Below are 23,905 nucleotides of genomic sequence, written 5' to 3' on the forward strand. Positions count from 1 at the left end.
CGTGGCAATCGGGGCCCCGCGACGGCCCCGAGGGGGTCGGCGCTGCGAGACTGTCCCGGACATGGGCCCCTCCACCCGAGACCTGCTACGCCGCCTGCTCCTGGGCGGGATCGTCGTGGGCGCCGTGCTCGCCATCGTGATCGGCGTGACGCGGGGCCGCACCGGCCCCGCCGTGACGGTGACCGACGCGGCCGTCGAGCTGCAGGTTCCCCGGCCGGGCGAGCTGGTGCTGCGGCAGGCCCAGGCGGGGGTGGACCTGGCACCGGGCTACGTCGCGGTGCTCGTGATCGACGGCGTCGAGATCCCCCTCGACCAGTACACGATCGCCGACCCGACGAACCTTGAGACGAACCCCCTCGGCCAGTTCCTCTACCAGCCAGGCCCGGGCAAGGAGATCGAGGAGTTCGCTCCCGGCGACCACACGATCACCGCCGAGCTGTGGCCGGCGGCCGAGGGGCGCGAGCGGTCGCGGCGGGTGACGTGGACCTTCTCGGTGGCCTGAGCGCGCCGGCGGCGAACGATCAGGCCTCTGCCGGCGGGGCGAGCCGGCGCTCGGGGAACGAGCCGGTGTCGAGCAGCTGACGGAAGCCGGCCTCGTCGAGCAGTGGCACGCCCAGCTCCGCGGCCTTCGTGAGCTTCGACGCGCCCGGGTCGGCCCCCACCACCACCGCCGTGGTGCGCCGGGACACGCTGCCGGGGGCCTTGCCCCCGCGCGCCTTCACGGCAGCCTCGGCCTCCTCCCGGGAGAACCCGTCGAGGGTGCCGGTGACGACCACCGACAGGCCCGCCAGCACCTGGGGAACGTGGGGCACCTCCGCCTCGCGGCCCAGCTCGACGCCGGCGGCCCGGAGGCGCTCGACCACCGCCCGGTTGCGGGGGCTGGCCAGGAAGTCGACCACGCTGCGGGCGATCACCGGCCCCACACCCTCGACAGTGGCCAGGTCGGCCTCGGCCGCCGCGAGCACCGCGTCGAGGTTGCCGAAGGCCCGGGACACGGCCTCGGCGCCGGCACCCCCCAGGTGGCGGATGCCGAGGCCGACGAGCAGCCGGTCGAGCGGCCGATGCCTCGACGCCTCGATGGCGGCGAGCAGGTTGGCCACGCTCACGTCGCCGAAGCCCTCGAAGGCCAGCAGGTCGTCGGCCCGCAGGGCGTAGAGGTCGGCCACGTCGCGCACCAGACCCCGCTCCACGAGCAGGGCCACGGTGCGCTCGCCGAGGCCCTCGATGTCCATGGCACCGCGGGAGGCGAAGTGGATCACCCGCTGCTCGAGCTGCAGCGGGCAGTCGACGTCGATGCAGAAGGTGTCGCTCTCGCCCGGGTGGCGCACGAGCGGCCCCCCGCACCCCGGGCACGTGGTGGGGAACCGCCAGGGGGGCAGCCCGGGCGGGCGCTCGGCCAGCACCGGCCTGACGACCTCGGGGATCACGTCGCCCGCCTTGCGCACCACCACCGTGTCGCCCGGGCGCACGTCCTTGAGACGGACCTGGTCCTCGTTGTGGAGGGTGGCCATCCCCACGGTGGAGCCCCCGACGAACACCGGCTCGAGGACGGCGTACGGGGTGGCCCGACCGGTGCGGCCGATCGACACCTGGATGTCGAGCAGCTTCGTGGTCCGCTCCTCCGGTGGGAACTTGAAGGCGATCGCCCACCGCGGTGCCTTCGACGTCGACCCGAGCCGCTCGCGCTGCGCCAGGTCGTCGACCTTCACGACGACGCCGTCGATCTCGTAGTCGAGGTCGTGGCGGTGCTCGAGGTGCCGGCGGCAGAACGAGGCGACCTCGTCCAGCTGGTCGACGACACCGATCTCGGGGTTCACGGGCAGGCCGAGCGCCGCGAGGAAGGCGAGGGTGTCGATGTGGGTGGCGAGATCGGGGCCACCCACGACCTCGCCGCTCTGGTACACCCACAGCGAGAGCTCGCGGCTGGCGGTGATCGCAGGGTCCTTCTGGCGCAGCGAGCCCGCGGCTGAGTTGCGCGGGTTCACGAACAGCCGGTCGCCCGCCTCGGCCTGGCGCCGGTTGAGCGCCTCGAACGCCGAGACCGGCATGTACACCTCGCCCCGCACCTCGAGCACCTCGGGGGCGCCCGCGAGCTGGTGGGGCACGGAGCCGATGGTGCGCACGTTGGCGGTGACGTCCTCGCCCACCCGTCCGTCGCCGCGGGTGGCCGCCTGCACCAGCCGGCCGCCCTGGTAGCGGATCGAGATGGCCAGCCCGTCGATCTTCGGCTCGCACACGTAGCGGGTGGGCGCCCCGTCGAGCAGCCGTGCGGTCCGCCGCCCCCACGCCTCGAGCTCGTCGATCGAGAACGCGTTGTCGAGCGACATCATCGGAACCCGGTGCTCCACCGGCGCGAAGGCGGCCGCCGCGCCGCCACCGGGGCGCTGGGTCGGCGAGTCGGGGGTGATCAGCTCGGGGAACTCGTCCTCGAGGGCCCGCAGCGCCCGCACCAGCGCGTCGTAGTCGGCATCGCTGATCTCGGGCTCGTCGAGCACGAAGTAGCGCTCGTCGTGGTGGCGGATCTGCCGCCGCAGGTCGTCCACCCGTGCCGCCACGCCCTCGGGGACCGCCATGGCGGTCGAGCCTACCGAGGGCGTGCGTCGCCGAAGGCGGGGCCCGAGGCCGCGGCCGGCGCTACGCCCCGATCGAGAACCGGGCCGCCGACGCCTGGTCGTGGATGCGGGCGGCCAGGTTACGCGTCAGGCCGAGCACCCGGTCGGCCTGCGACCGCCCGTGGCCGGCCAGACCGCACGCCGGCGTCACCAGCGCCTGGGCCCGGAGGCGCACCGGGTCGCAGCCGGCCTCGACCAGCTCGCACCACAGCGTCCCCAGCCGCCGCCACAGCAGGTCGGCCGACGTGCCCAGCGGGCCGTCGGTCGGCACCGCTCCCCAGGCGATCCAGCCGCCCCGGTCGAGATGCCCGGCCAGCGTGCCCGCGGCACGAGCCGAGGCCGTTGCGACCGGAAGCGACAGCACCGCAGGTCCGGACCGCACGACGGCGCCCCAGTCGGTGGCCCCGCAGCAGTGCACGCCGGTGATCGCCACCCGCTCCACCGCGGCCAGCGCGCCGGAGAGGAGATCGATGGCGTCGTCGAGCGGCAGCGGGAAGCCGGCACGGGGCAGGGCCACCAGGCCCGGCTCGTCGAAGAACACCACGGGCGTGGCGTGTGGGGCGGCCGCGGCCGTGCGGGCGAGCAGGGCGCTGCTCAGCGAGCGGGTGGCGGCGCCGGCCACCGCGAACGCGGTCTCCACCGGTGCTCCGGCACGGTGGAGCGCCAGCCCCAGCGTGACCGGCCCGGTCAGCTGGACCTTCACCGGGTCGCGGCGCCCGTGGACGGCGTGGAGGAACGCCCGCAGGCCCGCGAAGGAGTCGCCGTCGAGATCGGGCTCGGGCACACCCGCCGGGTCGAGCCGCTCGACGTCGACGACCAGCCGGCCGTCGGCGTCGACGTGCACCCCGGGCACCCCACTGACCGCCTGGCCCAGCATGCCCTCCGCGGGCGACCGGTTCGGGAGCGACGGCGCGGCGGGCAGCGCCGGGAGGCGCTCCAGCACGAACCCGGCGGCGTCGACGGGGTCGTGGTGAGGCAGGCTGCCGATGGCGGTGGCGGACCCGGTGCACAGCACGTCGATCACGGGTGACTCCACCTCCGCGCGCGTCCCCAACCGGTTCGCGGCCCCCGGGCCGCCGCCTCCCCCCAGGCGACCATCACCCCCCCACGTTGGCCAGTCACCGCCCTGCCGCGCAAGTCTGATCGGGTGGCACGACGACCCGCACCCGGTGCGCCCGACGCGCGACCGGTGGCCCGCCCGGCCCCGCCGCCGTCCCGGAGGCTGCTCGTCTGGGGGTTCCGGCTGGTGTGGCTGTCGCTGCCCTTCCTCGCCGGGCCGGCGCTGGGCGCTGCGCTCGACGACGCCAGCGGGCCGGTGCGCGCCGTGGCGGCCACGGGGCTCTGGCTGGGCTGGGCGGTGGTGCTGGGTGCGTCGCTGGTGACGAGCACGGCGAGCCTCACCATCGTGCGGATCGGCGCCCCGGCCGCCGTCGCCGCCGCCGTGGCGGCCGCGCTGGCCGGCCACGTGGCACCCGGCGGGCTGGCGGTCAGCACCATCGCCGCCGTCCTGGCGCTGGCCGCGCCCCTCGGGGCGGCGTTCGTCCAGGGCTCGGCCTACGGCGACGAGACGCGGCTGCCGCTCCGCCCGCCGGGGATCCTGCTGCTCGGCCCGGTCGAGCTGGCCTGGGCCGTCGCCGTCGCCGGGCTGGCGACGGGGCCGCTGCTGCTCGCCGCCCGGCAGTGGGTGCTCGGTGCGGCCACCCTCGCCGTGGGGCTCCCCCTGGCTGCGGTCTGCGTGCGAGCGCTGCACCAGCTGGCGCGCCGGTGGCTGGTCTTCGTGCCGGCCGGGCTGGTGGTGCACGACCCCGTGGGCCTGGTCGACTCGGTGCTCGTCCGCCGGGTCGACCTGGCGTCGCTCGGGCCGGCGCTGGCCGGCACCGACGCCCTCGACCTCACGCAGCGGGCCCTGGGCCTGGCCCTCGAGATCCGGCTCCGGCCGGGCGCCGCGGTCCCGGTGCTGGCGCGGCGCGGTCGCGGCCAGGCCCCCGCCTCGCCCACCGCGCTGCTCGTGGCCCCCACCCGGCCCGGCCGGGCCGTGGCCGAGGCGCGGCGACGCCGCATCCCCGTCGGCTGATCCGCGACCGGGGCGGGGCGGGGCGGGGGCGGGCCCTGCCCGACCACCGCCGGGGCGCGACCACCGTCAACGGGCCGTGCCGCTCCCGACGACCACGTCGTCGCCCGGGTCGTAGAGGGCCACCAGCTGGCCCGGCGCGACGCGACGCTGCGGTTGCGCCCAGTGCAGCACGCCGCCCTCGACCCGGCCCGGCCGCGACGAGCCGTGGGCGCTGCACTGGGCCAGCACCGGCCCCTCGACCGGGCCCCGCACCCAGGCCACGTCGTCGAGCGTGACGCCGCCGACCGAGAGGTCGGCGGCGGACCCCACCGTCACCGTCGCCGCGTCCACGTCGACGGCCACCGCGAAGCGGCGCTCGCCCCCGCCACCACCGAGCCCCCGCCGCTGCCCCACCGTGACCAGCTCGACCGCGTCGACGTGGCCGACCGGCCGGCCCGCGAGGTCGACGACCCGGCCCGGGCGCAGGGGGATGCGGTGGCCGAGGAACGAGGCCCGCCCGCCCGAGGACCCGATGAAGCACACGTCCTGGCTGTCGGGCTTGCCCGCGGTCCGCAGACCGAGGCTCGCCGCCAGCGCCCGGACCTCGGCCTTGGTGTGATCGCCGACCGGGAACAGGCACCGGGCGAGCTCGTCGGCACCGAGCACGGCGAGCACGTAGGACTGGTCCTTGGCCCGATCGGCGCCCCGGGCCACCACCGGCCCGCTCCCGTCGGCGAGGACCCGGGCGTGGTGGCCCGTCGCCAGCGCGTCGAAGCCGAGGGCGTCGGCCCGGTCGAGGAGCCGGCCGAACTTGAGGTGGCGGTTGCAGGCCACGCACGGGTTGGGCGTCCGGCCGTCGCGGTGGGCGACGACGTACGGCTCGACCACGTCGTGCTCGAAGTCGTCGGTGAAGTTGAACACGTAGTGGTCGATCCCGAGCTGCTGTGCCACCCGCCGGGCGTCGTCGACGTCGGCCGCCGAGCAGCAGCCCCGGTCGGACGGCCCGCCCCACAGCTTCAGGGTGACGGCGGTGACGTCGTGGCCCTGGTCGAGCAGGAGGGCTGCCGCGACCGACGAGTCGACGCCGCCGGACAGGGCGACGAGGACGTTCACCGGGCGCCCCGGAGACGAGCCACGGCACCGGGAACCACGTCGAGCGCCCGGTCGACGTCGGCGGGCGTCGACGTGACCCCGAGGGTGAGGCGGAGGCCTCCCCGCGCCAGCCGCGCGGGCACCCCCATGGCCGCCAGCACGTGCGAGGCCGAGACGGCACCGCTGGCGCACGCCGACGCGGCCGACGCGTGCACGCCGGCCCGGTCGAGCAGCACGAGCAGGGCCTCGGCCTCGACGCCCTCGATGCACACGTGGCACCAGCCGGGCAGCGTGCGCGCCCGGGGCACGGTCTCGACCAGGCCCGGCACCGACGCCGCCAGCCCGTCGGCCAGCCGGTCGCGCAGCCGGGCCACCCGCTGCACCGCCTCGGCCCGGTCGGTGGCCGAGGCCGCCAGGGCCGCGGCCAGGCCGGCCGCGCCGGCCACGTCCTGGGTGCCGCTGCGCCGCTCGAGCTCCTGGCCGCCACCGAGCAGCTGCGGGACCAGCGCGACACCGTCGCGCACGACGAGCACGCCGACGCCCTTGGGGCCGCCCAGCTTGTGGCCGCTGATCGACACGGCCCCGGCCGGTGCCGCCAGCGAGGACACGTCGAGCCACGCCGCGGCCTGGACCGCGTCGGTGTGCAGCACGGCACGGGGGGCGCGCTCGCGCACCAGCGAGGCGACGTCGGCGAGGGGCGTGACCGTGCCGACCTCGTTGTTGGCGAGCATCACCGACACGACGGCGACCCGGTCGTCGAGGGCGTCGGCCAGCGCGTCGAGGTCGACCAGACCGGTGCCGTCCACCGCGACGACGGTGCCCCCGACGGCACCCACGGGGTGGAGCACCGCGTGGTGCTCGGCGGCCGGGCACACCGCCCGGCCCCCGTGCCGGTACCGGGCCGCGCCGAGCACGGCCAGGTTGTCGGCCTCGGTGCCGCCGCTGGTGAACACCACCTCGCGTGGGCGCGCGCCGAGGTGGGCGGCCACGACCTCGCGCGCCTCCTCCAGCACCTGCCGGGCCCGCCGGGCTGTGCCGTGGGAACCGCTGGGGTTGCCGGGGAACTCGGTGAGGACCCGCGTCACGGTCTCGACGGCCTGCGGCCGCACGGGCGTGGATGCGGCGTGGTCGAGGTAGGCGACCGCGGTGGGCACGGCTCCAGGGTACGGACCGGTCATGCCGGCGGCTCGAAGCCGCCCGGGGGCGGGGTGCCTCCCGGCCCCGCCTGTCGCGGGGGCGCTCCGGGCAACGGCGGGGGCGCGGCCGGCGGTGGCGACGGCCGGGGCGCCCCCGGCGGCGGCCCCGCGGGGGGACCCGGCCACGGCGCGGCCCGCGCCTGCACCGCCGCGGCCACGCACGCGCAGAACAGCTCCGGCGGCATCCCCGGTGGTGGCGTGTGCCGCAGCTCGGCGGCCACCCGGCGGGCCAGGCGCGACGCCAGGTCGGCGCGGGCCGCCGGGGCCAGGTCGGGCGCCCGCACCAGGAACGAGCGGACGAGCAGGGCCGTGCCGGCGTCGAGCACGGCCACGTCGAGGGAGGCGACGTAGGCCTCCGCCCCGACGGGCACCGGGAACCAGCGGGCCTGTGGCGGGGTGGCCGCGCTGCGCTCGCGGAGCACCAGCGTGCCCGCGGCCAGGTCGCCCAGCCGCTGGTCGCGCCGGGTCACGAGCACGCTGATCACCGCGGGCATGCCCGCGAACAGCCACAGGTCGACGAGCCCCAGGGCCGAGCGCACCGCGGCGTGCCGGAACCGCACCGGTGCGCCCTCGGTCGTGACCACGCGCAGCCCCAGCGCGGCCTTGCCGAGCGTGCGGCCCCGCCACAGCGTCTCCAGCGCGACCGGATAGCCCAGCAGAACCGCGAACAGCAGCACCGTCACCAGCGCCACGCCGACCCATGCGGCCGTCTCGACCTGGGTGAAGAAGGCGGCCAGCGCCATCAGCAGGAGCACCAGGGCGGTGCCCTGGACCGCCAGGTCGAGGACCGCGGCCAGCACGCGCGACCCCACGCTCGCCGTCTCGAACTCCAGCACCACCGCCTCGGGCGTGACGACGCCCGCCGCCGTGCCCTGGACCTGCATCAGCCGGCGCCGGCGGGGCGGCCCGCGCCGGAGCGCGTCGGCGGGTGATCACGGGCCGGCATCGACCGGTACGGTACCGAGCGCGTGGATCTCGACCGCTTCCTCGCCAGCAACGAGCCCACCTGGCAGCGCCTGGCCCAGCTCACCCGGCGGGCCCGACGGAGCCCGGCCACCCTGGCACCGGCCGAGATCGACGAGCTCGTCCTGCTGTACCAGCGGACGTCGACCCACCTCTCCACCGCCCGCACGTACGTCGGCGACCCGGCCCTCACCGCCCGCCTCACCCGCCTCGTCGCCGACGCCGGGGGCGTGCTGTACGGGGCCCGGCCGGGCACCCTCCGCGCCGTCGGCCGGTTCTTCCGACTCACGTTCCCGGCGGCGGTGTGGCGGTCGCGGTGGTTCGTGGCGGCCAGCGCAGCGCTGCTCCTGGCCCCCGCCGTCGTCATCGGCGTGTGGCTGGCCCGCTCGGAGCGGGCGCTCGACGCCGCGGCGCCCGACGCGGCGCGCCAGGCCTACGTCTCCGAAGACTTCGAGGCGTACTACTCGTCGGCACCGGCTGGACAGTTCGCCACCGAGGTCACGGTGAACAACATCCAGGTGGCCGTCCTCGCGTTCGCGGCCGGCATCACCCTCTGCGTGGGGACGGCCTACGTGCTGGTCCTCAACGGCGCGAACCTGGGCGTGGCCGCGGGGGTGTTCGCCGCCGTGGGCGAGTCGGCCAAGTTCTGGGGCCTCGTCCTGCCCCACGGCCTGCTCGAGCTGTCGGCGGTGGTGGTGGCCGGCGCCGCCGGCCTGCGCCTGGGCTGGACGATCATCGATCCCGGCGACCGGCCCCGGCTCGCTGCGCTCGCCGAGGAGGGTCGGCGCTCGGTCGTGATCGTGCTGGGGTTGGCCGCCGTCTTCGTGGTGGCCGGCACGATCGAGGCCTTCGTCACGCCGAGCGGGCTCCCCACGGAGGCCCGGGTCGCCGTGGGGCTGGCGGCGGCCGGCGCGTTCTGGCTCTACCTGGTCGGGCAGGGTCGTGCCGCGCTGGCCACCGGCGTCACGGGCCTGCTCGACGAGGACGAGCGCGCCGAGGACGAGCGCCTGGCCACGGCCCCCAGCACCTGACGGCCCCGGTCACCCGACGATCCCGACGGGCGGGTAGGCGTCGCACTGGCCGTGGCCCCCAGCACCTGACGGCCCCGGTCACAGCCGGCCGGTCGCCTTGGCCCGCAGGTACACGTCGGCCAGCTCGGGGGCGAGGCGGCCGGGGAGGGCGTCGACGACCGTCACGCCCATGCCCCGGAGCCGGGCCACGGTGCGACGGCGGTCGTCGAGCGCCGCGGTCGCGGCGGCCGCCCGGTAGGCACCGGCCTCGTCGAGCGGCGGCTGGTGCGCCCAGCGGGCCACGTCGGGATCGCGCACGCCCGCGATCACCACCAGGTGGCTCCGCACCAGCACGGGCAGCGCAGGCAGGAGGGTGTCGGACACCGACGCCTCGGCCAGATCGGTGAGGAGCACCACCAGGGCCCGCCGCCGCACCCGCACCAGCGCCTGCACGAACGCGCCCCGGTAGTCGCTCTCGGCCAGCTCGGGCTCCAGCTCGAACAGCGCCTCGCTCACCCGCCCGAGCTGGCGGGCGCTGCGGGCCGGCGCCACCACGGCCCGCACGCGGCGGTCGAAGGCCACCAGGCCGACCCGGTCCCCGAGGCGGCTGGCGACGGCGGTCAGCATGAGGACCGCGTCCATGGCGTGCTCCACCCGCGGCACGCCCGCCACCTGGCCGGCCATCACCCGTCCGTTGTCGAGGAGGATCAGCACCGTCTGGTTCCGCTCGGCCCGATACGTGCGGACGATCGGCTTCGACGAGCGGGCCGTCGCGGCCCAGTCGATCCGGCGGAACTCATCGTCGGGCGTGTACTCGCGGAGCTGCTCGAACTCGGTGCCACCACCCCGGCCCTGGGCCGAGCGCAGCCCCACCTCCAGGATGCGTGCCCGGTCGATCCGCAGCTCGGCCTCGTCCTTGGACCCGAAGCTCGGGTACACCCGCAGCTCACCGGGGAGGGCGCGGGTCGCCTGGCGGGCGGCCAGGCCCAGCGGTCCGCGCACCCGGACCACCACGTCGCGCGGGCGGAACCGGCCTCGCCGCCGCGGCGCGAGCGCGGTCCGGGCGGTGGCCGTCCCCGAGGGCGGGAGGGCCAGGCGCACCCGGCGGGTGCCGGCACCCAGCGAGGGGGCCAGCTGATCGGCCACGGCCACGTGCAGGCGCCGATCCACGGGGTTCACCACGGTCCAGGCCAGCTCGGCCCGCTCCCCCAGCGTCACCACGGCCGGCAGGTCTCGCGCCACCTCGACCCGGCCGGGCGACACCGCGAGCGCCGCGTCCAGCAGGGCCAGGGCGAGGAGGACGCCGTCGAGCACGACGATGGCGGCCGGCGACGGCAGCGGCAGCAGGAGCACCGCCACGGCCACCGCGGCCGCGGCCGCGGCGAGGCGACCGGTGGGGACGGGCACCGCTAGCGGGGCACCGGCACCGAGGCCAGCACACCGTCGAGCACACCGTCGGCGGTCGCACCCTCCAGCTCGGCCTCCGGGCGCAGCAGCAGGCGGTGCCGGAGCGCGGGCCGCGCGACCGCCTTCACCTCGTCGGGCGTGACGAAGGCGCGGCCGGCCAGCCAGGCCCAGGCCTTGGCCGCGTGCACCACCATCGCCGCGCCCCTCGGCGACGCGCCCAGCACCAGCGAGGGCGACTCCCGCGTGGCGTGGGCCAGGGCCACGACGTACGCCAGCACCGCCGGCTCCACCCGCACCTGCCGCACCTCGGCGCGGGCCGCGGCCAGGTCGGCCGCACCGGCGACGGCCCGCACGCCTGCCGCGGCCAGGTCGTGCGGATCGAGCCCGGCGTCGTGCCGGGCCAGCACCTCCTGCTCCTGCTCGGCCGTCGGGTACCCCACGACGAGCTTGAAGAGGAACCGGTCGAGCTGCGCCTCCGGCAGCGGGTACGTGCCCTCGTACTCGACGGGGTTCTGGGTGGCGACCACCACGAACGGCTCCGGGAGCGCCCGCCGCTCGCCCTCCACCGACACCTGGCGCTCCTCCATGGCCTCGAGAAGGGCGGCCTGGGTCTTCGGCGGTGTCCGGTTGATCTCGTCGGCGAGGAGCAGGTTCGTGAACACGGGCCCCTCCCGGAACCGGAAGGCGGCCTCCTGGCCGGAGAAGATCACCTGGCCGAGCACATCCGAGGGCATCAGGTCGGGCGTGAACTGCACGCGGGCGAAGCGCAGGTCGAGGGTCGCGGCGAGGGCCTTCACCAGGAGGGTCTTGGCCACCCCGGGCACCCCCTCCAGCAGCACGTGGCCCCGCACCAGCAGCGCCGCCACCAGGCCGCTGAGGGCCGCGTCCTGCCCCACGACCACCTTGGCGACCTCGTCCCGCACCGCCAGGACCACCTCGCGGGGCGGCCGGGGCACGGCACCCGGCACGGTCCCGCTGTCCATCTCACCGTCCACGGAGCACCTCCACACGCTCGACCGACACCAACCCGACCACGCCGCTCAGCGCGCCAGCACCTCGGCGCGCACCTCCGCCGCCCGCCGGCCCAGCTCCACGAGGCCGGCCTCACCGCCGACCGGGCGATCGGCGACCACCGCCAGCAGCTCGTCCAGCGTCGCGCCCGACCGGGCCGCGGCGACCTCGGCGATCATCTCCGCCGGCGCGTCGCGGGGCAGGCCGAGCCGTTCCGCCAGCTCGCGGCGCAGCTCGGCTCGCAGCACGCCGGCGGCTGCGTCCGGGTGGCCGGCGCGCTGGCGCAACCGCCCCGACGCCGCGACCAGCTCGGATCCGGGCAGCACCACCGCCCGTGGCTCGAGCACCGGGCGGCCGAGCCGCCGAGCCCGCCACGCCACGACCACCAGGAAGGCCACACCCAGCTGCACCAGGGCGTCCCGGGCGCGCCCGGGCACGAGGTCGGCCAGGGTGTCGGCGCCCTCGCCGGCCACCGCCCGCTCGACCACCAGCACCTGCGTCCCGGCCCGCGGAACCAGCAGGTCGGCGGCCAGCACCGCGTTGTCGGCCTGGCCGAGGCGGGCGTTGGTGAAGGGCCCGGGACCACCCAGCGCCACCACCGTCCCCGCGCCGGCCGCCACCGACACCACGAAGGCCTGCTCCTCGGGCCCGATGCACCGCTGCGCCCCGGCCGGCACCCGGTAGAGGGTGGCGAAGCCGGGATCGATCCGATCCACCCCCACCAGCGCCGCCATGGTGCAGACTCCCCGGCCCAAGGTCGGCGCGCCGACCACGGTGCCGGTGGCGCCGGCCGCCACCGCCGGGTGCAGGGTGGAGCCGGGGTCGGCCACGACGAGCACGCCCCCGGCGCGCACCCAGGCGTCGAGCCCGGCGCGCTGCTGGTCGCTCAGGTCGTCGACGAGCACGAGGGCCACCCCACGCCCGGCGCCCTGCGCCGGCACCCTGCTGGTGATCTCGACGCGCCCGCCGAGCTCGCGGAGGAGGTCGACGAGGGCCTTGGTGCCGTCGGCGGAGGTCGAGCGGGGATCGAGGGGCGGGCCCTCCGCCGGCGGGGCCCCGATCACCAGGGCGGCCACCACCAGGGCGCCCGCCAGCCCGAGCCACAGCAGCGCGCCGCGCCGGCGCGTCGGCGCCGTCACGACGCGCCCTCGGACACGCGGGCCGCCAGCTCCCGGAACCGCTCGGCCTCGACCGGCCCGGTGGGCAGCCCGCCGTACCAGGCCCGCTCGAACAGCTCGGTCGCGCCGGCGAAGGGCGCCGCGATCGGCGGGCGTGCCCGGGCGACGGCGGCCCGCTCCTCGCCGGCGGTCCGCCCGGGCACGTCGTCGACGACACCCCGGCCGGCCAGCTCGGCCACGAGGGCCCGGTACCGGCACCGCAGGGCCGCCCGCCAGGCCCCCTCGGCCTCGCGGGCCTCGGCCTCGACCAGCCAGTCCTCCGGCCGGCGCGGCCGGCTAGCCGACACCCGCACGGTGGCCGCCACGGCCCCGAGCCGGGTGCCCCGCGCCACCCGCACCCCGGCCGCCACGAGCGCGGCCGTGACGGCCAGCACGACGAGCCACGCGAAGGCCGCCCCCGCGCCGCCCTGGCCGACCGCCTCCAGCACCCGGCCGACCAGCTCGGCCAGGCCCCGCTGCGCCCGCTCCATCAGCGTGGGCCCCGGCCGGCGGTACTCGGGTCGGGCCAGCACCTCGTCGGCGGCTCGGCGGGCCTCGGCCGGGTCGCGGTCGGGCACCGGCAGGGTGCCGCCGACCGGCGGAGGTGGGGCCGCGGTCGTGGGCACCACCACCGGCGGCGTGGTCGTCGGACTCAGCGCCGGCGCCACCTGCCCGTTCTCTGGCGGGCTGACCACCGCAGCGGTGGCGAACCCGCCCGAGAACGGCCCGCCCCCGCCCCACGCCGCCACCGCGACGCCGAGGAGGCCCACCGACGCCAGGCCGAGGGCGGCGCGTCGGAGGCCGGAGCGCCGCCCTCTGGCGGGCACGCTCAGGCCCCCGGCCCCGGCCCCGGCCCCGACCGGGCCGCGACCAACGAGAGGTCGAGGGCCTCCGTCCGCACCCGCAGGTCGAGGTAGCAGAAGACCGTGGTGCCGGCCACGCCGAGGGTGGTCACGAGCGACGTGGCCATGGCGGTGACGCTCACCACCAGCCAGCCGATCCGATCGCCGACGACCGCTCCCAGCAAGGTGGGCAGCAGGCCGAGCGACTGGCCCAGGAGCGAGGCGACCAGACCGGACACCACGCCGATGCCGAGCACCGGGAAGAAGCGACGCCGGGCCAGCTCCCACGCCCGACCCATCCCCGCGAGCGGCCCCAGACCCTCCACCACGATGGCGGGTGCGGTCACCAGGAACGCGGCCATCACGAACACCGACCCGAGCGGCACCACGAACGCCACCGCCTCCAGCAGGTGCACGAGCACCCACGAGGCCAGCAGTGCCCACCACCGCCGGCCGACGGCACGCAGCGCCTCGCCGGCCGCCGCGCGGCGCCCGTCTTCCCAGGCGACGACCAGGGCGGCCACCGAGCCGGCCACGAAGGGCAGCGCCAGCGACGCCAGCAGCACCGCGAGCACCACGAGCAGCCCGTCGGCCCCGCCGCCGGCGGTGTCGGCGGCCTCCGGGTTCCGGATCAGGTCACCAACGCCGGGCCCGAACAGGTCGCGCTGGCCGAAGGCGGTCAGCAGCTCCACGGGGACGACGGCTGCGGCCACGACCGCCAGGAGCGTGCGGGGCCGGGCCTTCAGCAGGCGGAACGGCTGGTCGAGCAGGTCGGCCAGGGTGTGCGGCCGCATGCCGATCGGCAGTCGGGGATCCGGTGCGGGGGCGGCCACCGCACCATGTTCGCCTGGCCGGCCGCCCCGCGCGCTCCAGGCGGCCCGACGGCTGGTTCGCGCCGACCCGAGCGGCGCCGTGGTGGACTGGCCGGGTGGAGGGCTACGGGCCGTCGAGCTACGGCGACGGGATCGCCGACGTGTACGACGCCTGGTACGAGGCCGGGTTCGACACCGAGGCCGCGGTCGAGCGGCTGGCGGCGCTGGCCGGGCCCGGTCCGGTGCTCGAGCTGGGCGTGGGGACCGGCCGCCTCGCCCTGCCGCTGGCGGCGCGCGGGCTCGGTGTCGATGGCGTCGACGCGTCGGCGGCGATGCTCGACCGCCTGCGGGCCAAGCCGGGGGCCGAGCTCATCGGGCTCACCCACGGCGACATGGCCGAGGCCGTGCCGGCCGGGCCCTACGCCCTCGTCTTCGTCGCGGCCAACAGCTTCTTCGGGCTCACCACCCTGGCCGACCAGCGGCGCTGCCTGGCCAACGTGGCGGCGCGCCTCGCTCCCGGGGGTGCGTTCGTGGTCGAGGCGTTCGTCCCCGACGACCGCATCCAGCGGGGCTCGACCGTGGAGGTCCGTGCCCTCCACGCCGACCGGGTGGTGCTGTTCGTCAACCGCTTCGAGCCGGTGACCCAGGAGGCCTTCGGCCAGCACATCGACATCACCGAGGCCGGCATCCGGCTGCGACCCTCGCACCTGCGCTACGCGCCGCCCGCCGAGCTCGACGGGCTCGCCATCGGCGCCGGGCTGGTCCTGACCGATCGCTGGGCCGGCTGGCGCGCCGAGCCGTTCGGCCCCGACAGCACCACCCACGTCTCCGTCTACCGGCGGGGATGACCCGGCGCGCCGACGGCGCGGTGCAGGCGACGGCAGGCGGTAGGTTCACCCCGTGACGAGAGCGAGGCGGGCGGGGTGAGCCTGCTCCGGCTGAACCCACTGACCGGGCAGTGGGTCACGCTCGCGGTCGGCCGGGCCGAGCGCCCCACCGAGTTCGCCCCCCGCCAGCGGCGTGTCGAGGCCGATCCCGGCCGCCCGTGCCCCTTCTGCCCCGGCAACGAGGAGGCCACGCCACCGGCCCTGGAGACGTACGGCCGCGAGGGGCGCTGGGTGGTGCGCGTGGTCCCCAACCTCTACCCCGCCTTCCACGGCCGCGACCCCCTCGCGGTCACCAACCTCGGGCCGGTGTTCGTCCAGGCCCCCGCCAGCGGGATCCACGAGGTGCTCGTGCTGTCACCCGACCACGACGGCGAGTGGGCCGACCTGTCCGACCGCGATGCCGGCCTGGTGATGGCCGCCCTGCGCGACCGGATGGAGGATCACGCCCGGGTCGCCGGCGTGCGCTCCACGCAGGCGGTCGTGAACCACGGTCGCGAGGCGGGCGCGTCGCTCAGCCACCCACACGGCCAGCTGCTCGGGCTGCCGTTCGTGCCCGGGGCCATCGCCGACGAGGAAGCCGGCTTCCGACGGTTCGAGGGCAACTGCCTCGTCTGCACCACGATCGAGGCCGAGCTGTCGGCCGGCCACCGGGTGGTGCTCGACGACGAGCGGGCGACCGTGGTGTGCCCCTTCTGGGCCGGCTCGCCCTACGAGCTCCTCGTGATGCCCAGGACCCACGAGGTCCACCTGCAGGACGCCCGCCCGCCCGACCTGGTGGCCGTCGGCCGGGCCCTGCGCGACGCCCTGCGGCTCCTGCGCGACCGCCTCGGCGACCTCGCCTACAACGTCGTGTTCCACACCGCGCCGCACCACCACGACGACGTCTTCCACTGGCACGTCCACGTGCACCCGCGCCTCACCAGCGTCGCCGGCTTCGAGCAGGGGAGCGGCGTGCTCGTCAACATCGTCGCCCCCGAGCTCGCGGCACAGCACCTGCGCGAGGGGTGACCGGCGAGGTGGCAGACGGCCGAGGGCTGCGTACCCTCGGTGCCATGGGTCGCATCCGGGTCTCGACCGTCGTCGACGCCACGCCCGCCGAGGTGTGGGAGGTGGTCCGCCACGTCGGTGACCACGTCGACTGGATGGCCGACGCCGAGGCCATCCGGTTCACGTCGGCCCGGACGTCGGGTGTGGGGACCGCGTTCGACTGCGACACGCGGGTGGGGCCGCTGCGGCTGACCGACCGCATGGAGATCACCGAGTGGGTCGACGGGCGGTCGATGGGCGTCCGCCACGTCGGCGCCGTCACCGGCACCGGCCGCTTCACGCTCGAACCCGCGCCCGGCGGGCGGACGCGGTTCACCTGGGAGGAGCGCCTGGTGTTCCCCTGGTGGATGGGCGGCCCCGTCGGCGGGGCGGTGGGAGGGCTGCTCCTCCGCCTGGTGTGGGCGCGCAACCTGGCCGGCCTCAGGCGCATCGTCGAAGCCGGACCGGGGCGGGCCGACACCGCGGGCTGACCGTCGGGCGCCCGCCTACTCGACCTCGCCCAGGCGCTCCACGGCCAGGCCGAGGCCGCCGCCGAGGCGCTGCAGGGCCGCCGACGGCCGCTCCAGCAACGCCGCGTACACGTCCTCCTGGGCCTTGGCCAGGTCGAGCGAGGCCCCCACGCTGCCGGCCAGACGGAGCAGGGCCAGCGCGGAGTGGGCGGCCACGTCGTCGCTGGAGGACACCGCCCGGCGGACCGCGGCCCGGACCGCTCGCTCCAGGGTTCGCAGCACCTCCGGGGTGGCCAGGTGGAGGTTGACCAGCCGGGCCTCGTCGGCGGTGAAAAGGGCGGCCTGGTAGGCGTCGGGATCCCACACGCGCTCCTGGCGGGCCACCTCGGCCGCGAAGCGCCGTGACAGGGCGAGCTCGGCCGGCGCCCGCAGCTCGGGCGGGAGCTCGTAGCCGGCCGTGCCGAGCGCCGCGAAGATCGGCCGGTGGTCGCCGAAGAGCTGCTCGTACGCTTGGGCGAAGCGCTCGGTGAGCTTGCGGGCCGTGCTCTCCAGGATCTGGCCACCGGCGTCGGGGAGCACCGACTCGAGCCCGAACTCGTGCGGCCCGAAGCCCTCCACCACCGCCCGCACCAGGGTGCTCACCCGCTCGCCCGACACGAAGGCGTCCCGCAGCCCGGCCCGGGCCTCGCGGTCGACCTCCGGCCGGGCCGGCCGGGCGGCTCCCACGATCTCGAGCCCGCCGAGATGGAGGGCGGCATACACGTAGGCCGTGCGGCGGCGGGTGCGGCGGTGGACCAGCGTCACCTCGCCCGAGCACATCTCCACCGCGCCCCGGCTGTCGTGGTCCTGGCCGTCGAGGACGACGTCGTAGGACGCCAGCACCGGCTCGGGATCCCGGTGCTCGAGCAGGGAGAGCAGGGCCAGGTGGGCGACCACCCGCTCGGCGGTGACGCGCGACGGCTCGACCCGTCGGGCCCAGATGTCGACGCCGGTGCCCTCGAGCGGGTCGTTGCTCCTGGCCTGCTCGAGCAGCGCCAGGAAGTCGGCCAGCGGCGGCTCCTCGTCGAGCTCCTCCAGCAGGTCGACGAGGCGCGCCGCGTAGCGGAGCACCTGCACGGTCTCGATGCCGGCCAGGTCGTGGAAGAACCAGCCGCACGAGGTGTACATGGCCAGGGCGTGGCGCTGCGCCTCCAGCAGGGTCAGCGCCGTCACCACGTGGGGGCCGTCGTGCCCGCCGATCACGTGGCGGGCCGCGAACCGATCGACCGTCACCGCGCCGAGCAGCACCTTCACGTAGTCGTCGCGCGCCTCCCACGGCCGCTCCAGCGCCTCGGCTCCCCGTCGCTCGAACACCTCGTCGGCGGCGTCGCGCAGCACGTCGAGAGCGGCACGGAGCGGGGCTCGCCACCGCTGGGTCCACCCGGGCCCGCCGCCGGTGTGGCAACCGCAGTCCTCCTTCCAGCGGCCGACGCCGTGGGCGCACGACCACGCGCTCTCCCGCACCTCGACCTCCAGGTTCGGCCGGTGCCGCGAGAGGTACGGGGGGAGAGCACCGGCCGCGAGGTGGCGACGCGGCGCCTCGACGGCCAAGGCGTACGCGATGGCCCGCTCGGTGAACCGGTGGTGGTGGCCGAACGTCTCGCCGTCGGTGGCCACGGTGACGACCTGGCCGGCTCCGGCCGACGACGCCATGCGCTCGATCAGGTCCTGGCTCGAGCGAGCCGCGAGCCCGAAGGCGACGTCGTGGGACAGCCCGCCGTCGTAGAACACGATGTCGACGCCGAGGCCGTCGCCATCGGGGTGGAGCCAGCGGTAGGGGCGGCGGGTGTCGATCGTGCCGTTCCCGACGTCTTCCCACTGGTCGTCGGCACCGCCGAGGGGGCGCACCCGCAGCGCCTGGTTGGGCGCGAGGATCGTGAACCGCACCCCCTCCTCGGCCAGCACGGCCAGGACGTCGGCGTTGACGGCCGTCTCCGGCAGCCACAGGCCGGTGGCCCGCCGGCCGAAGCGGTGCTCGAAGTCGGCGAGCCCCCAGCGGACCTCGGTGCGGCGATCGCGCCGCGACGCCAGCGGCAGGATCGAGTGGTGGTACGCCTGGGCCATCGCCCCCCGGGCACCCCGGTCGGCCTCGATGATCCGCTGGTACACCTCCGGCTGGCGCGCCTCGAGCCACCGCAGCAGGGTGGGCCCGACGTCGAACGACAGGTGCTGGTAGTTGTTCACGATCGACACGAGCCGGCCGTGGTCGTCGACGATGCGGGCGAAGGCGTTCGGCCGGTAGCACTCGTCGGTGATGCGCTCGTTCCAGTCGTGCCAGGGCGACGCCGACGGCTCCACCGGCACCGTCTCGGTCCAGGGGTTCTCCCGCGGCGGCTGGTAGAAGTGGCCGTGGACGGCCAGGTAGGGCCCGGTGTGACGCGGCGGGGTCACCTCGGCCCGGTCACCCCACCCACCGGAGCCACACCACGGCCAGCGGCGGCAGGGCGGCCTCGATCGACTGGTCGAGGCCGTGCCAGGGCACCGGCTCGGTGTCGTAGCCGGCCACCTTGGCGTAGTCGCTGCCGGCGAAGTAGCTCGAGTCGGTGTCGAGCACCACCTCCCACCGCCCGGCCTTGGGCAGGCCCACCCGGTAGGCCGGCCGCGGCACCGGGGTGAGGTTGGCCAGGCATGCCAGCGCCCGCTCCTCGCCGGTGGAGAACCGCAGGAACGAGTAGACGCTGCCGTCGCTGTCGTTGGCGTCGATCCATCGGAAGCCGGACCAGTCGAAGTCGTGCTGGTACAGGGCCGGCTCGTCGCGCAGGATGCGGTTGAGGGCCCGCACCAGGTCCTGCACGCCCTGATGGTCGCGGTACTGCAGCAAGTGCCACTCGACGGAGCCGTCGTGGGCCCACTCCCACTCCTGGCCGACCTCGCCCCCCATGAACAGCAGCTGCTTGCCGGGGTGGGCCCAGGTCCAGGCCAGCAGCGCCTTCAGGTTGGCGATCTGCTGCCAGCGGTCGCCCGGCATCTTCGAGAGCAGCGAGCCCTTGCCGTGCACCACCTCGTCGTGGGAGAGCGGCAGCACGAAGTTCTCGGTGAAGGCGTAGAGGAGCCCGAACGTGAGCTGGTGATGGTGGTACTTCCGGTGGATCGGCTCCTTGTTGAAGTAGGCGAGCGTGTCGTTCATCCAGCCCATGTTCCACTTGTGGGTGAAGCCGAGCCCCCCCAGGTGCACCGGCCGCGACACGGCCGGCCAGGCCGTGGACTCCTCGGCGATGGTGAGCACGCCCGGGTGCTCCGCGTGCACGACGGTGTTCAGCTCGTGGATGAAGCCCACGGCCTCGAGGTTCTCGTTGCCGCCGTACCGGTTCGGCACCCACTCCCCCTCTTCGCGGGAGTAGTCGAGGTACACCATCGAGGCGACGGCGTCGACGCGCAGGCCGTCGACGTGGAACTCGTCGATCCAGTAGAGCGCGTTGGCCACCAGGAAGTTCCGCACCTCGTTGCGGCCGTAGTTGAACACCAGCGTGCCCCAGTCGGGGTGCTCGCCCTGGCGGGGATCGAGGTGCTCGTACAGCGCGCTGCCGTCGAAGCGGGCCAGGGCCCAGTCGTCGCGGGGGAAGTGGGCCGGCACCCAGTCGACGATCACGCCGATGCCCCGCTGGTGGAGGGCGTCGATCATGGCCCGCAGGTCGTCGGGCGAGCCCTGGCGAGCGGTGGGCGCGTAGTAGCCGGTGACCTGGTAGCCCCACGACGGGCCGTAGGGGTGCTCCATCACCGGCAGCAGCTCCACGTGGGTGAAGCCCAGGTCGGCGACGTAGTCGCCGAGCAGCTCGCCGATCTCCCGGTAGCCGAGGGATCGGCCCTCGGCGTCTCGGCGCCACGAGCCCAGGTGCACCTCGTAGATCGACAGCGGCCGGTGGAGCTGGTCGGTCCGCTCCCGCTCGGCCACCCAGGCGTCGTCGCTCCACCGGTAGCTCGAGCGCGCCACCACGCTGGCGGTGCCCGGCGGCTCCTCGGCGGCACGGGCCATCGGATCGGCCTTGAGCAGCAGGTGGCGGTCGCCGGAGAGGAGCTCGAACTTGTAGTGGTCGCCGGGGCCGACCCCGGGCACGAACAGCTCCCACACGCCCGAGGAGCCCATGATCCGCATCGGGCCGAGGCGGCCGTCCCAGCCGTTGAAGTCACCCACGACCCGCACGAACCGCGCCGACGGGGCCCACACCGTGAACGAGGTGCCCTCGACGCCCTGGTGGACCCGGACGTGGGCGCCCAGGACCTCCCACAGGCGGCGGTGGCTCCCCTCACCGATGAGGTGGAGGTCGAGGTCGCCCAGCGTGGGCAGGAACCGGTACGGGTCGTCGAGGACGAACGTGCTGTCGCCCGGGTAGGCGACCTCGACCCGGTACTCGGGCGCCTGGTCGGACGCCGGGAGCTCGGCCGCGAACACCCCGGCCGGGTGGACCTGGGCCGCCGGCACCGGGGCGGCGTCGGCCGGGAGCACGGTGACGCGCTCCGCTCCCGGCCGCCACACCCGGACGACCCACCCCGTGCCCGAGGGGTGGGCGCCGAGCACCGCGTGGGGCTCGGCGTGCTCGCCCCGGACGATCTGCTCGATCGGGTCGTCGGCGCGGGGACGGGGAACAGGGGGCCGGCTGGGGACGAGGGGAGACGTCACCCGACCAGCATCGCGCGCCGGGCCTCCCCGGCCGTTCGGCGCGTGACGTCGGACACGGTGCGGTCCCGGCATCGGGCAACCACACGGCCGGTGGCTAGCGTGGGCTCTCGTGCGCGCCCTCCGGAGCTTCACCGTCCGGCCCCGCCTGCCCGAGGCGCTCCACCACCTCGAGCAGCTGGCCATGAACCTTCGCTGGTCGTGGGACGAGAGCACTCGCGCCCTGTTCCGCTGGGTCGATCCCGAGGCCTGGGACAGCACCGTCCACGACCCGGTGCGCCTCCTCGGCCTGGTCCGGAGGGAGCGGCTCGACGCCCTGGCCACCGACGCCGGCTTCCTCCGGTACCTCAACGAGGTGCACGACGGCCTCGTGCGCTACCTGGAGCGGCCCAGGTGGTTCCAGACGACCGCCGACGCCGGCGAGCTCCGGCTGGTGGGCTACTTCTCACCCGAGTTCGGCATGTCCGAGGCCCTGCCCCAGTACTCCGGCGGCCTGGGGGTGCTGGCCGGCGACCACCTCAAGGCGGCCAGCGACCTGGGCGTGCCGCTGGTCGGGATCGGGCTGTTCTACCGCCACGGGTACTTCCGCCAGGCCCTCAGCGCCGACGGCTGGCAGCTCGAGCGCTACCCCGACCTCGACCCCCACGCCATGGCCCTCACCCCCTGCGACGGGGTGCAGGTGGAGCTCGACCTGGCGGGCGAGCCCGTGCTCGCCCGGGTGTGGCGGGCCGACGTGGGTCGGATCCCGCTGTACCTCCTCGACACCGACGTCGAGGAGAACAGCGAGGCAGCCCGCGGGGTGACCGACCGGCTGTACGGAGGGGACTCCGAGCACCGCCTGCGCCAGGAGATCGTCCTCGGCGTGGGGGGCGTGCGCGCCCTGGAGGCCCTCGGCCACGACGTGCAGGTGTTCCACACCAACGAGGGCCACGCCGGGTTCCTCGGCCTCGAGCGGATCCGCCGGTTCATGGTGGACGAGGGCCTCTCGTTCCACGAGGCCATCGAGGCGGTGCGGGCCGGCAACATCTTCACCACCCACACCCCCGTCCCCGCCGGGATCGACCGCTTCCGGCCGGAGCTGATCGAGCGGTACTTCGGGTGGTGGGCCGACGAGACCGGCGTCCCCCTCCCCGAGCTGCTGGCCCTCGGTCGCCGCGACGAGGAGCCACCCGACGACCGGTTCAACATGGCCGTCATGGGGCTCCGCCTGGCCGGGCGGTCCAACGCCGTCGCCCGACTGCACGGCGACGTCAGCCGGGCCATGTTCCGCGACCTGTGGCCCGACGCCCCCGAGGCCGAGGTGCCCATCACCCACATCACCAACGGCGTCCACGCCCACACCTGGGTGTCGCCCGAGATCGACGACGTCCTGGCCCGCCACGTGCTCCCCGAGTGGGCCGGCGCCGGGCCGGGCGACTGGGCCCGCATCGACACGGCCCGCGACGACGAGATCTGGCGGGCCCGCGAGCAGGGCCGGGAGCGGCTGGTGTCCCTGGTGCGCCAGCGGCTCCGCCAGGCCGCCGAGGCCCGCGGGCTGTCGCCCTCGGACACCGCCTGGTGCGCCGAGGTCCTCGACCCCAAGATCCTCACGGTGGGCTTCGCCCGCCGCTTCGCGACGTACAAGCGGGCCACCCTGCTGCTGTCGCAGCCCGAACGGCTCCGGGCCCTGCTGCTGTCCCCCGACCGTCCGGTGCAGCTGGTGTTCGCCGGCAAGGCCCACCCGGCCGACGACGCCGGCAAGGAGATGATCAGCAGGATCGTCCACTTCGCCTCCGACCCCGAGGTCCGCCATCGGATCGCCTTCGTCGAGGACTACGACATCGCCCTGGCCCGCGGGCTCTACCAGGGTGCCGACGTGTGGCTGAACACGCCTCGCCGCCCCCTGGAGGCCTGCGGCACCAGCGGGATGAAGTCGGCTCTCAACGGCGGGCTGCAGCTGTCGATCCTCGACGGCTGGTGGGCCGAGATGTTCAACGGCGACAACGGGTGGGCCATCTCCTCGGTCGAGGCCGAGCACGACCCCGACCGCCGGGACGAGCTCGAGGCCAACAGCTTGTTCGACCTGCTCGAACAGCAGATCGCGCCGCTGTTCTACCGGCGTGACGAGGGGCCGGTGCCCCGGGCGTGGGTGCGGCGCGTCAAGGCCAGCCTGGCCTCGCTCGGCCCCAGGGTCACCGCCACCCGCATGGTGCGCGACTACGTCGAGGAGCTGTACCAGACCACCGCGGCGCGCGCCGACCGGCTGGGCGGCGACGGGCACCTCCGGGCCCGGGCCCTGGCCGGCTGGAAGGACCGGGTGGGCCGGGCCTGGAGGGGGGTGCACGTGGTCGCGGTCGACGCCGACGAGACTCCCGCCGAGCTGGGCGCCACCCGGCGGGTGGATGCCGTCGTCGCCCTCGGCTCGCTCTCGGCCGCCGACGTGGCGGTGCAGCTGGTGCACGGCACGGTGGGCCAGGGCGGCGAGCTCACCATGGCGACGGTCCGGGAGATGGAGGCCGTGGGCCCGCCCACGGCCGGCCAGCTGCGCTACCGGGGCGAGGTGCCCTGCGAGCGGGCGGGCCGCTACGGCTTCACGGTGCGGGTGGTGCCCTCGCACCCCGACCTGACCGGCCCGGTGGAGCTGGGCCGGATCGCCTGGGCCTGACGGGGCGCCGCGACGGGTAGCGTCCGGGGCCGGGGCCGGCCCACCCGGCCGCCCGACACCGGACGCCCC

At 76.0% G+C, this 23,905-nt stretch carries 19 protein-coding genes; 7 read left to right on the plus strand and 12 right to left on the minus strand.

Going from position 1 to position 23,905, the window contains the following annotated elements:
• Positions 1–61: 61 nt before the first annotated feature.
• A complete protein-coding gene (locus IPM45_06535) occupies positions 62–502 on the plus strand; it encodes a hypothetical protein (protein ID MBK9179222.1) in 441 nt (146 codons plus the stop codon).
• Between the two features lie 19 nt (positions 503–521).
• On the opposite strand, the gene ligA is transcribed toward IPM45_06535, so the two are convergent.
• Both ligA and IPM45_06545 read right to left on the minus strand, forming a co-directional pair.
• Positions 522–2,573 (minus strand): NAD-dependent DNA ligase LigA, encoded by a 2,052-nt coding sequence (gene ligA / locus IPM45_06540; protein MBK9179223.1) that lies wholly within the window; start codon positions 2,571–2,573, stop codon positions 522–524.
• Positions 2,574–2,634: 61 nt separating this feature from the next.
• Positions 2,635–3,648, minus strand: a complete 1,014-nt coding sequence (locus IPM45_06545; protein ID MBK9179224.1) for a hypothetical protein — start codon at positions 3,646–3,648, stop codon at positions 2,635–2,637.
• Between the two features lie 153 nt (positions 3,649–3,801).
• On the opposite strand from IPM45_06545, the gene IPM45_06550 reads away from it, so the two are divergent.
• Positions 3,802–4,686 carry a hypothetical protein gene (locus tag IPM45_06550; protein ID MBK9179225.1) on the plus strand — a complete coding sequence of 295 codons (885 nt, stop codon included), beginning with the start codon at positions 3,802–3,804 and terminating at the stop codon, positions 4,684–4,686.
• A gap of 66 nt (positions 4,687–4,752) precedes the next feature.
• Here IPM45_06550 and mnmA read toward each other — a convergent pair whose 3' ends face one another.
• The 3 genes from mnmA to IPM45_06565 are packed head-to-tail and all read right to left on the minus strand — an operon-like array spanning position 4,753 to position 7,837.
• On the minus strand, positions 4,753–5,778 hold the full coding sequence (gene mnmA / locus IPM45_06555) for a tRNA 2-thiouridine(34) synthase MnmA (protein MBK9179226.1): 1,026 nt from the start codon (positions 5,776–5,778) through the stop codon (positions 4,753–4,755).
• Positions 5,775–6,935, minus strand: a complete 1,161-nt coding sequence (locus IPM45_06560) for a cysteine desulfurase (GenBank protein MBK9179227.1) — start codon at positions 6,933–6,935, stop codon at positions 5,775–5,777. The genes mnmA and IPM45_06560 overlap by 4 nt, the downstream gene beginning before the upstream one ends.
• Positions 6,932–7,837, minus strand: coding sequence for an RDD family protein (locus IPM45_06565; GenBank protein ID MBK9179228.1), 906 nt, complete (start codon positions 7,835–7,837; stop codon positions 6,932–6,934). The genes IPM45_06560 and IPM45_06565 overlap by 4 nt, the downstream gene beginning before the upstream one ends.
• Before the next feature lie 84 nt (positions 7,838–7,921).
• Here IPM45_06565 and IPM45_06570 point away from each other — a divergent pair, with 84 nt between their 5' ends.
• The gene (locus IPM45_06570; GenBank protein MBK9179229.1) at positions 7,922–8,947 is read left to right on the plus strand and encodes a stage II sporulation protein M; all 1,026 of its coding nucleotides are present in this window, start codon (positions 7,922–7,924) and stop codon (positions 8,945–8,947) included.
• A gap of 78 nt (positions 8,948–9,025) precedes the next feature.
• Here IPM45_06570 and IPM45_06575 read toward each other — a convergent pair whose 3' ends face one another.
• Genes IPM45_06575 through IPM45_06595 form a run of 5 tightly spaced genes read right to left on the minus strand, consistent with a single transcriptional unit; the run spans position 9,026 to position 14,176 of the window.
• On the minus strand, positions 9,026–10,333 hold the full coding sequence (locus tag IPM45_06575) for a DUF58 domain-containing protein (GenBank protein MBK9179230.1): 1,308 nt from the start codon (positions 10,331–10,333) through the stop codon (positions 9,026–9,028).
• A 2-nt stretch (positions 10,334–10,335) separates the two neighbouring features.
• Positions 10,336–11,316 carry a MoxR family ATPase gene (locus tag IPM45_06580; GenBank protein MBK9179231.1) on the minus strand — a complete coding sequence of 327 codons (981 nt, stop codon included), beginning with the start codon at positions 11,314–11,316 and terminating at the stop codon, positions 10,336–10,338.
• Between the two features lie 57 nt (positions 11,317–11,373).
• Entirely contained in the window at positions 11,374–12,483 is a 1,110-nt protein-coding gene (locus IPM45_06585) for a DUF4350 domain-containing protein (GenBank protein MBK9179232.1), read from the minus strand.
• Positions 12,480–13,328, minus strand: coding sequence for a DUF4129 domain-containing protein (locus tag IPM45_06590; protein ID MBK9179233.1), 849 nt, complete (start codon positions 13,326–13,328; stop codon positions 12,480–12,482). The genes IPM45_06585 and IPM45_06590 overlap by 4 nt, the downstream gene beginning before the upstream one ends.
• Before the next feature lie 2 nt (positions 13,329–13,330).
• Complete coding sequence (locus tag IPM45_06595) at positions 13,331–14,176, minus strand: hypothetical protein (protein MBK9179234.1); 846 nt, start codon at positions 14,174–14,176, stop codon at positions 13,331–13,333.
• 95 nt (positions 14,177–14,271) lie between these two features.
• On the opposite strand from IPM45_06595, the gene IPM45_06600 reads away from it, so the two are divergent.
• The 3 genes from IPM45_06600 (at position 14,272) to IPM45_06610 (ending at position 16,559) form a co-directional block, all read left to right on the plus strand.
• Positions 14,272–15,003, plus strand: a complete 732-nt coding sequence (locus IPM45_06600; GenBank protein MBK9179235.1) for a class I SAM-dependent methyltransferase — start codon at positions 14,272–14,274, stop codon at positions 15,001–15,003.
• 75 nt (positions 15,004–15,078) lie between these two features.
• Positions 15,079–16,050: an HIT domain-containing protein gene (locus IPM45_06605; GenBank protein ID MBK9179236.1), complete on the plus strand. Its 972-nt coding sequence runs from the start codon at positions 15,079–15,081 to the stop codon at positions 16,048–16,050.
• 44 nt (positions 16,051–16,094) lie between these two features.
• A complete protein-coding gene (locus IPM45_06610) occupies positions 16,095–16,559 on the plus strand; it encodes an SRPBCC family protein (GenBank protein ID MBK9179237.1) in 465 nt (154 codons plus the stop codon).
• Positions 16,560–16,574: 15 nt separating this feature from the next.
• Here IPM45_06610 and IPM45_06615 read toward each other — a convergent pair whose 3' ends face one another.
• Together IPM45_06615 and glgB are read right to left on the minus strand one after the other, a co-directional pair.
• A complete protein-coding gene (locus IPM45_06615; GenBank protein MBK9179238.1) occupies positions 16,575–18,968 on the minus strand; it encodes a DUF3536 domain-containing protein in 2,394 nt (797 codons plus the stop codon).
• Between the two features lie 10 nt (positions 18,969–18,978).
• Positions 18,979–21,267: a 1,4-alpha-glucan branching protein GlgB gene (gene glgB / locus IPM45_06620; GenBank protein ID MBK9179239.1), complete on the minus strand. Its 2,289-nt coding sequence runs from the start codon at positions 21,265–21,267 to the stop codon at positions 18,979–18,981.
• 37 nt (positions 21,268–21,304) lie between these two features.
• Here glgB and glgP point away from each other — a divergent pair, with 37 nt between their 5' ends.
• Positions 21,305–23,836 carry an alpha-glucan family phosphorylase gene (gene glgP / locus IPM45_06625; protein MBK9179240.1) on the plus strand — a complete coding sequence of 844 codons (2,532 nt, stop codon included), beginning with the start codon at positions 21,305–21,307 and terminating at the stop codon, positions 23,834–23,836.
• Positions 23,837–23,905 lie beyond the last annotated feature (69 nt).

This window comes from Acidimicrobiales bacterium (assembly GCA_016716005.1).
GTDB lineage: Bacteria > Actinomycetota > Acidimicrobiia > Acidimicrobiales > JADJXE01 > JADJXE01.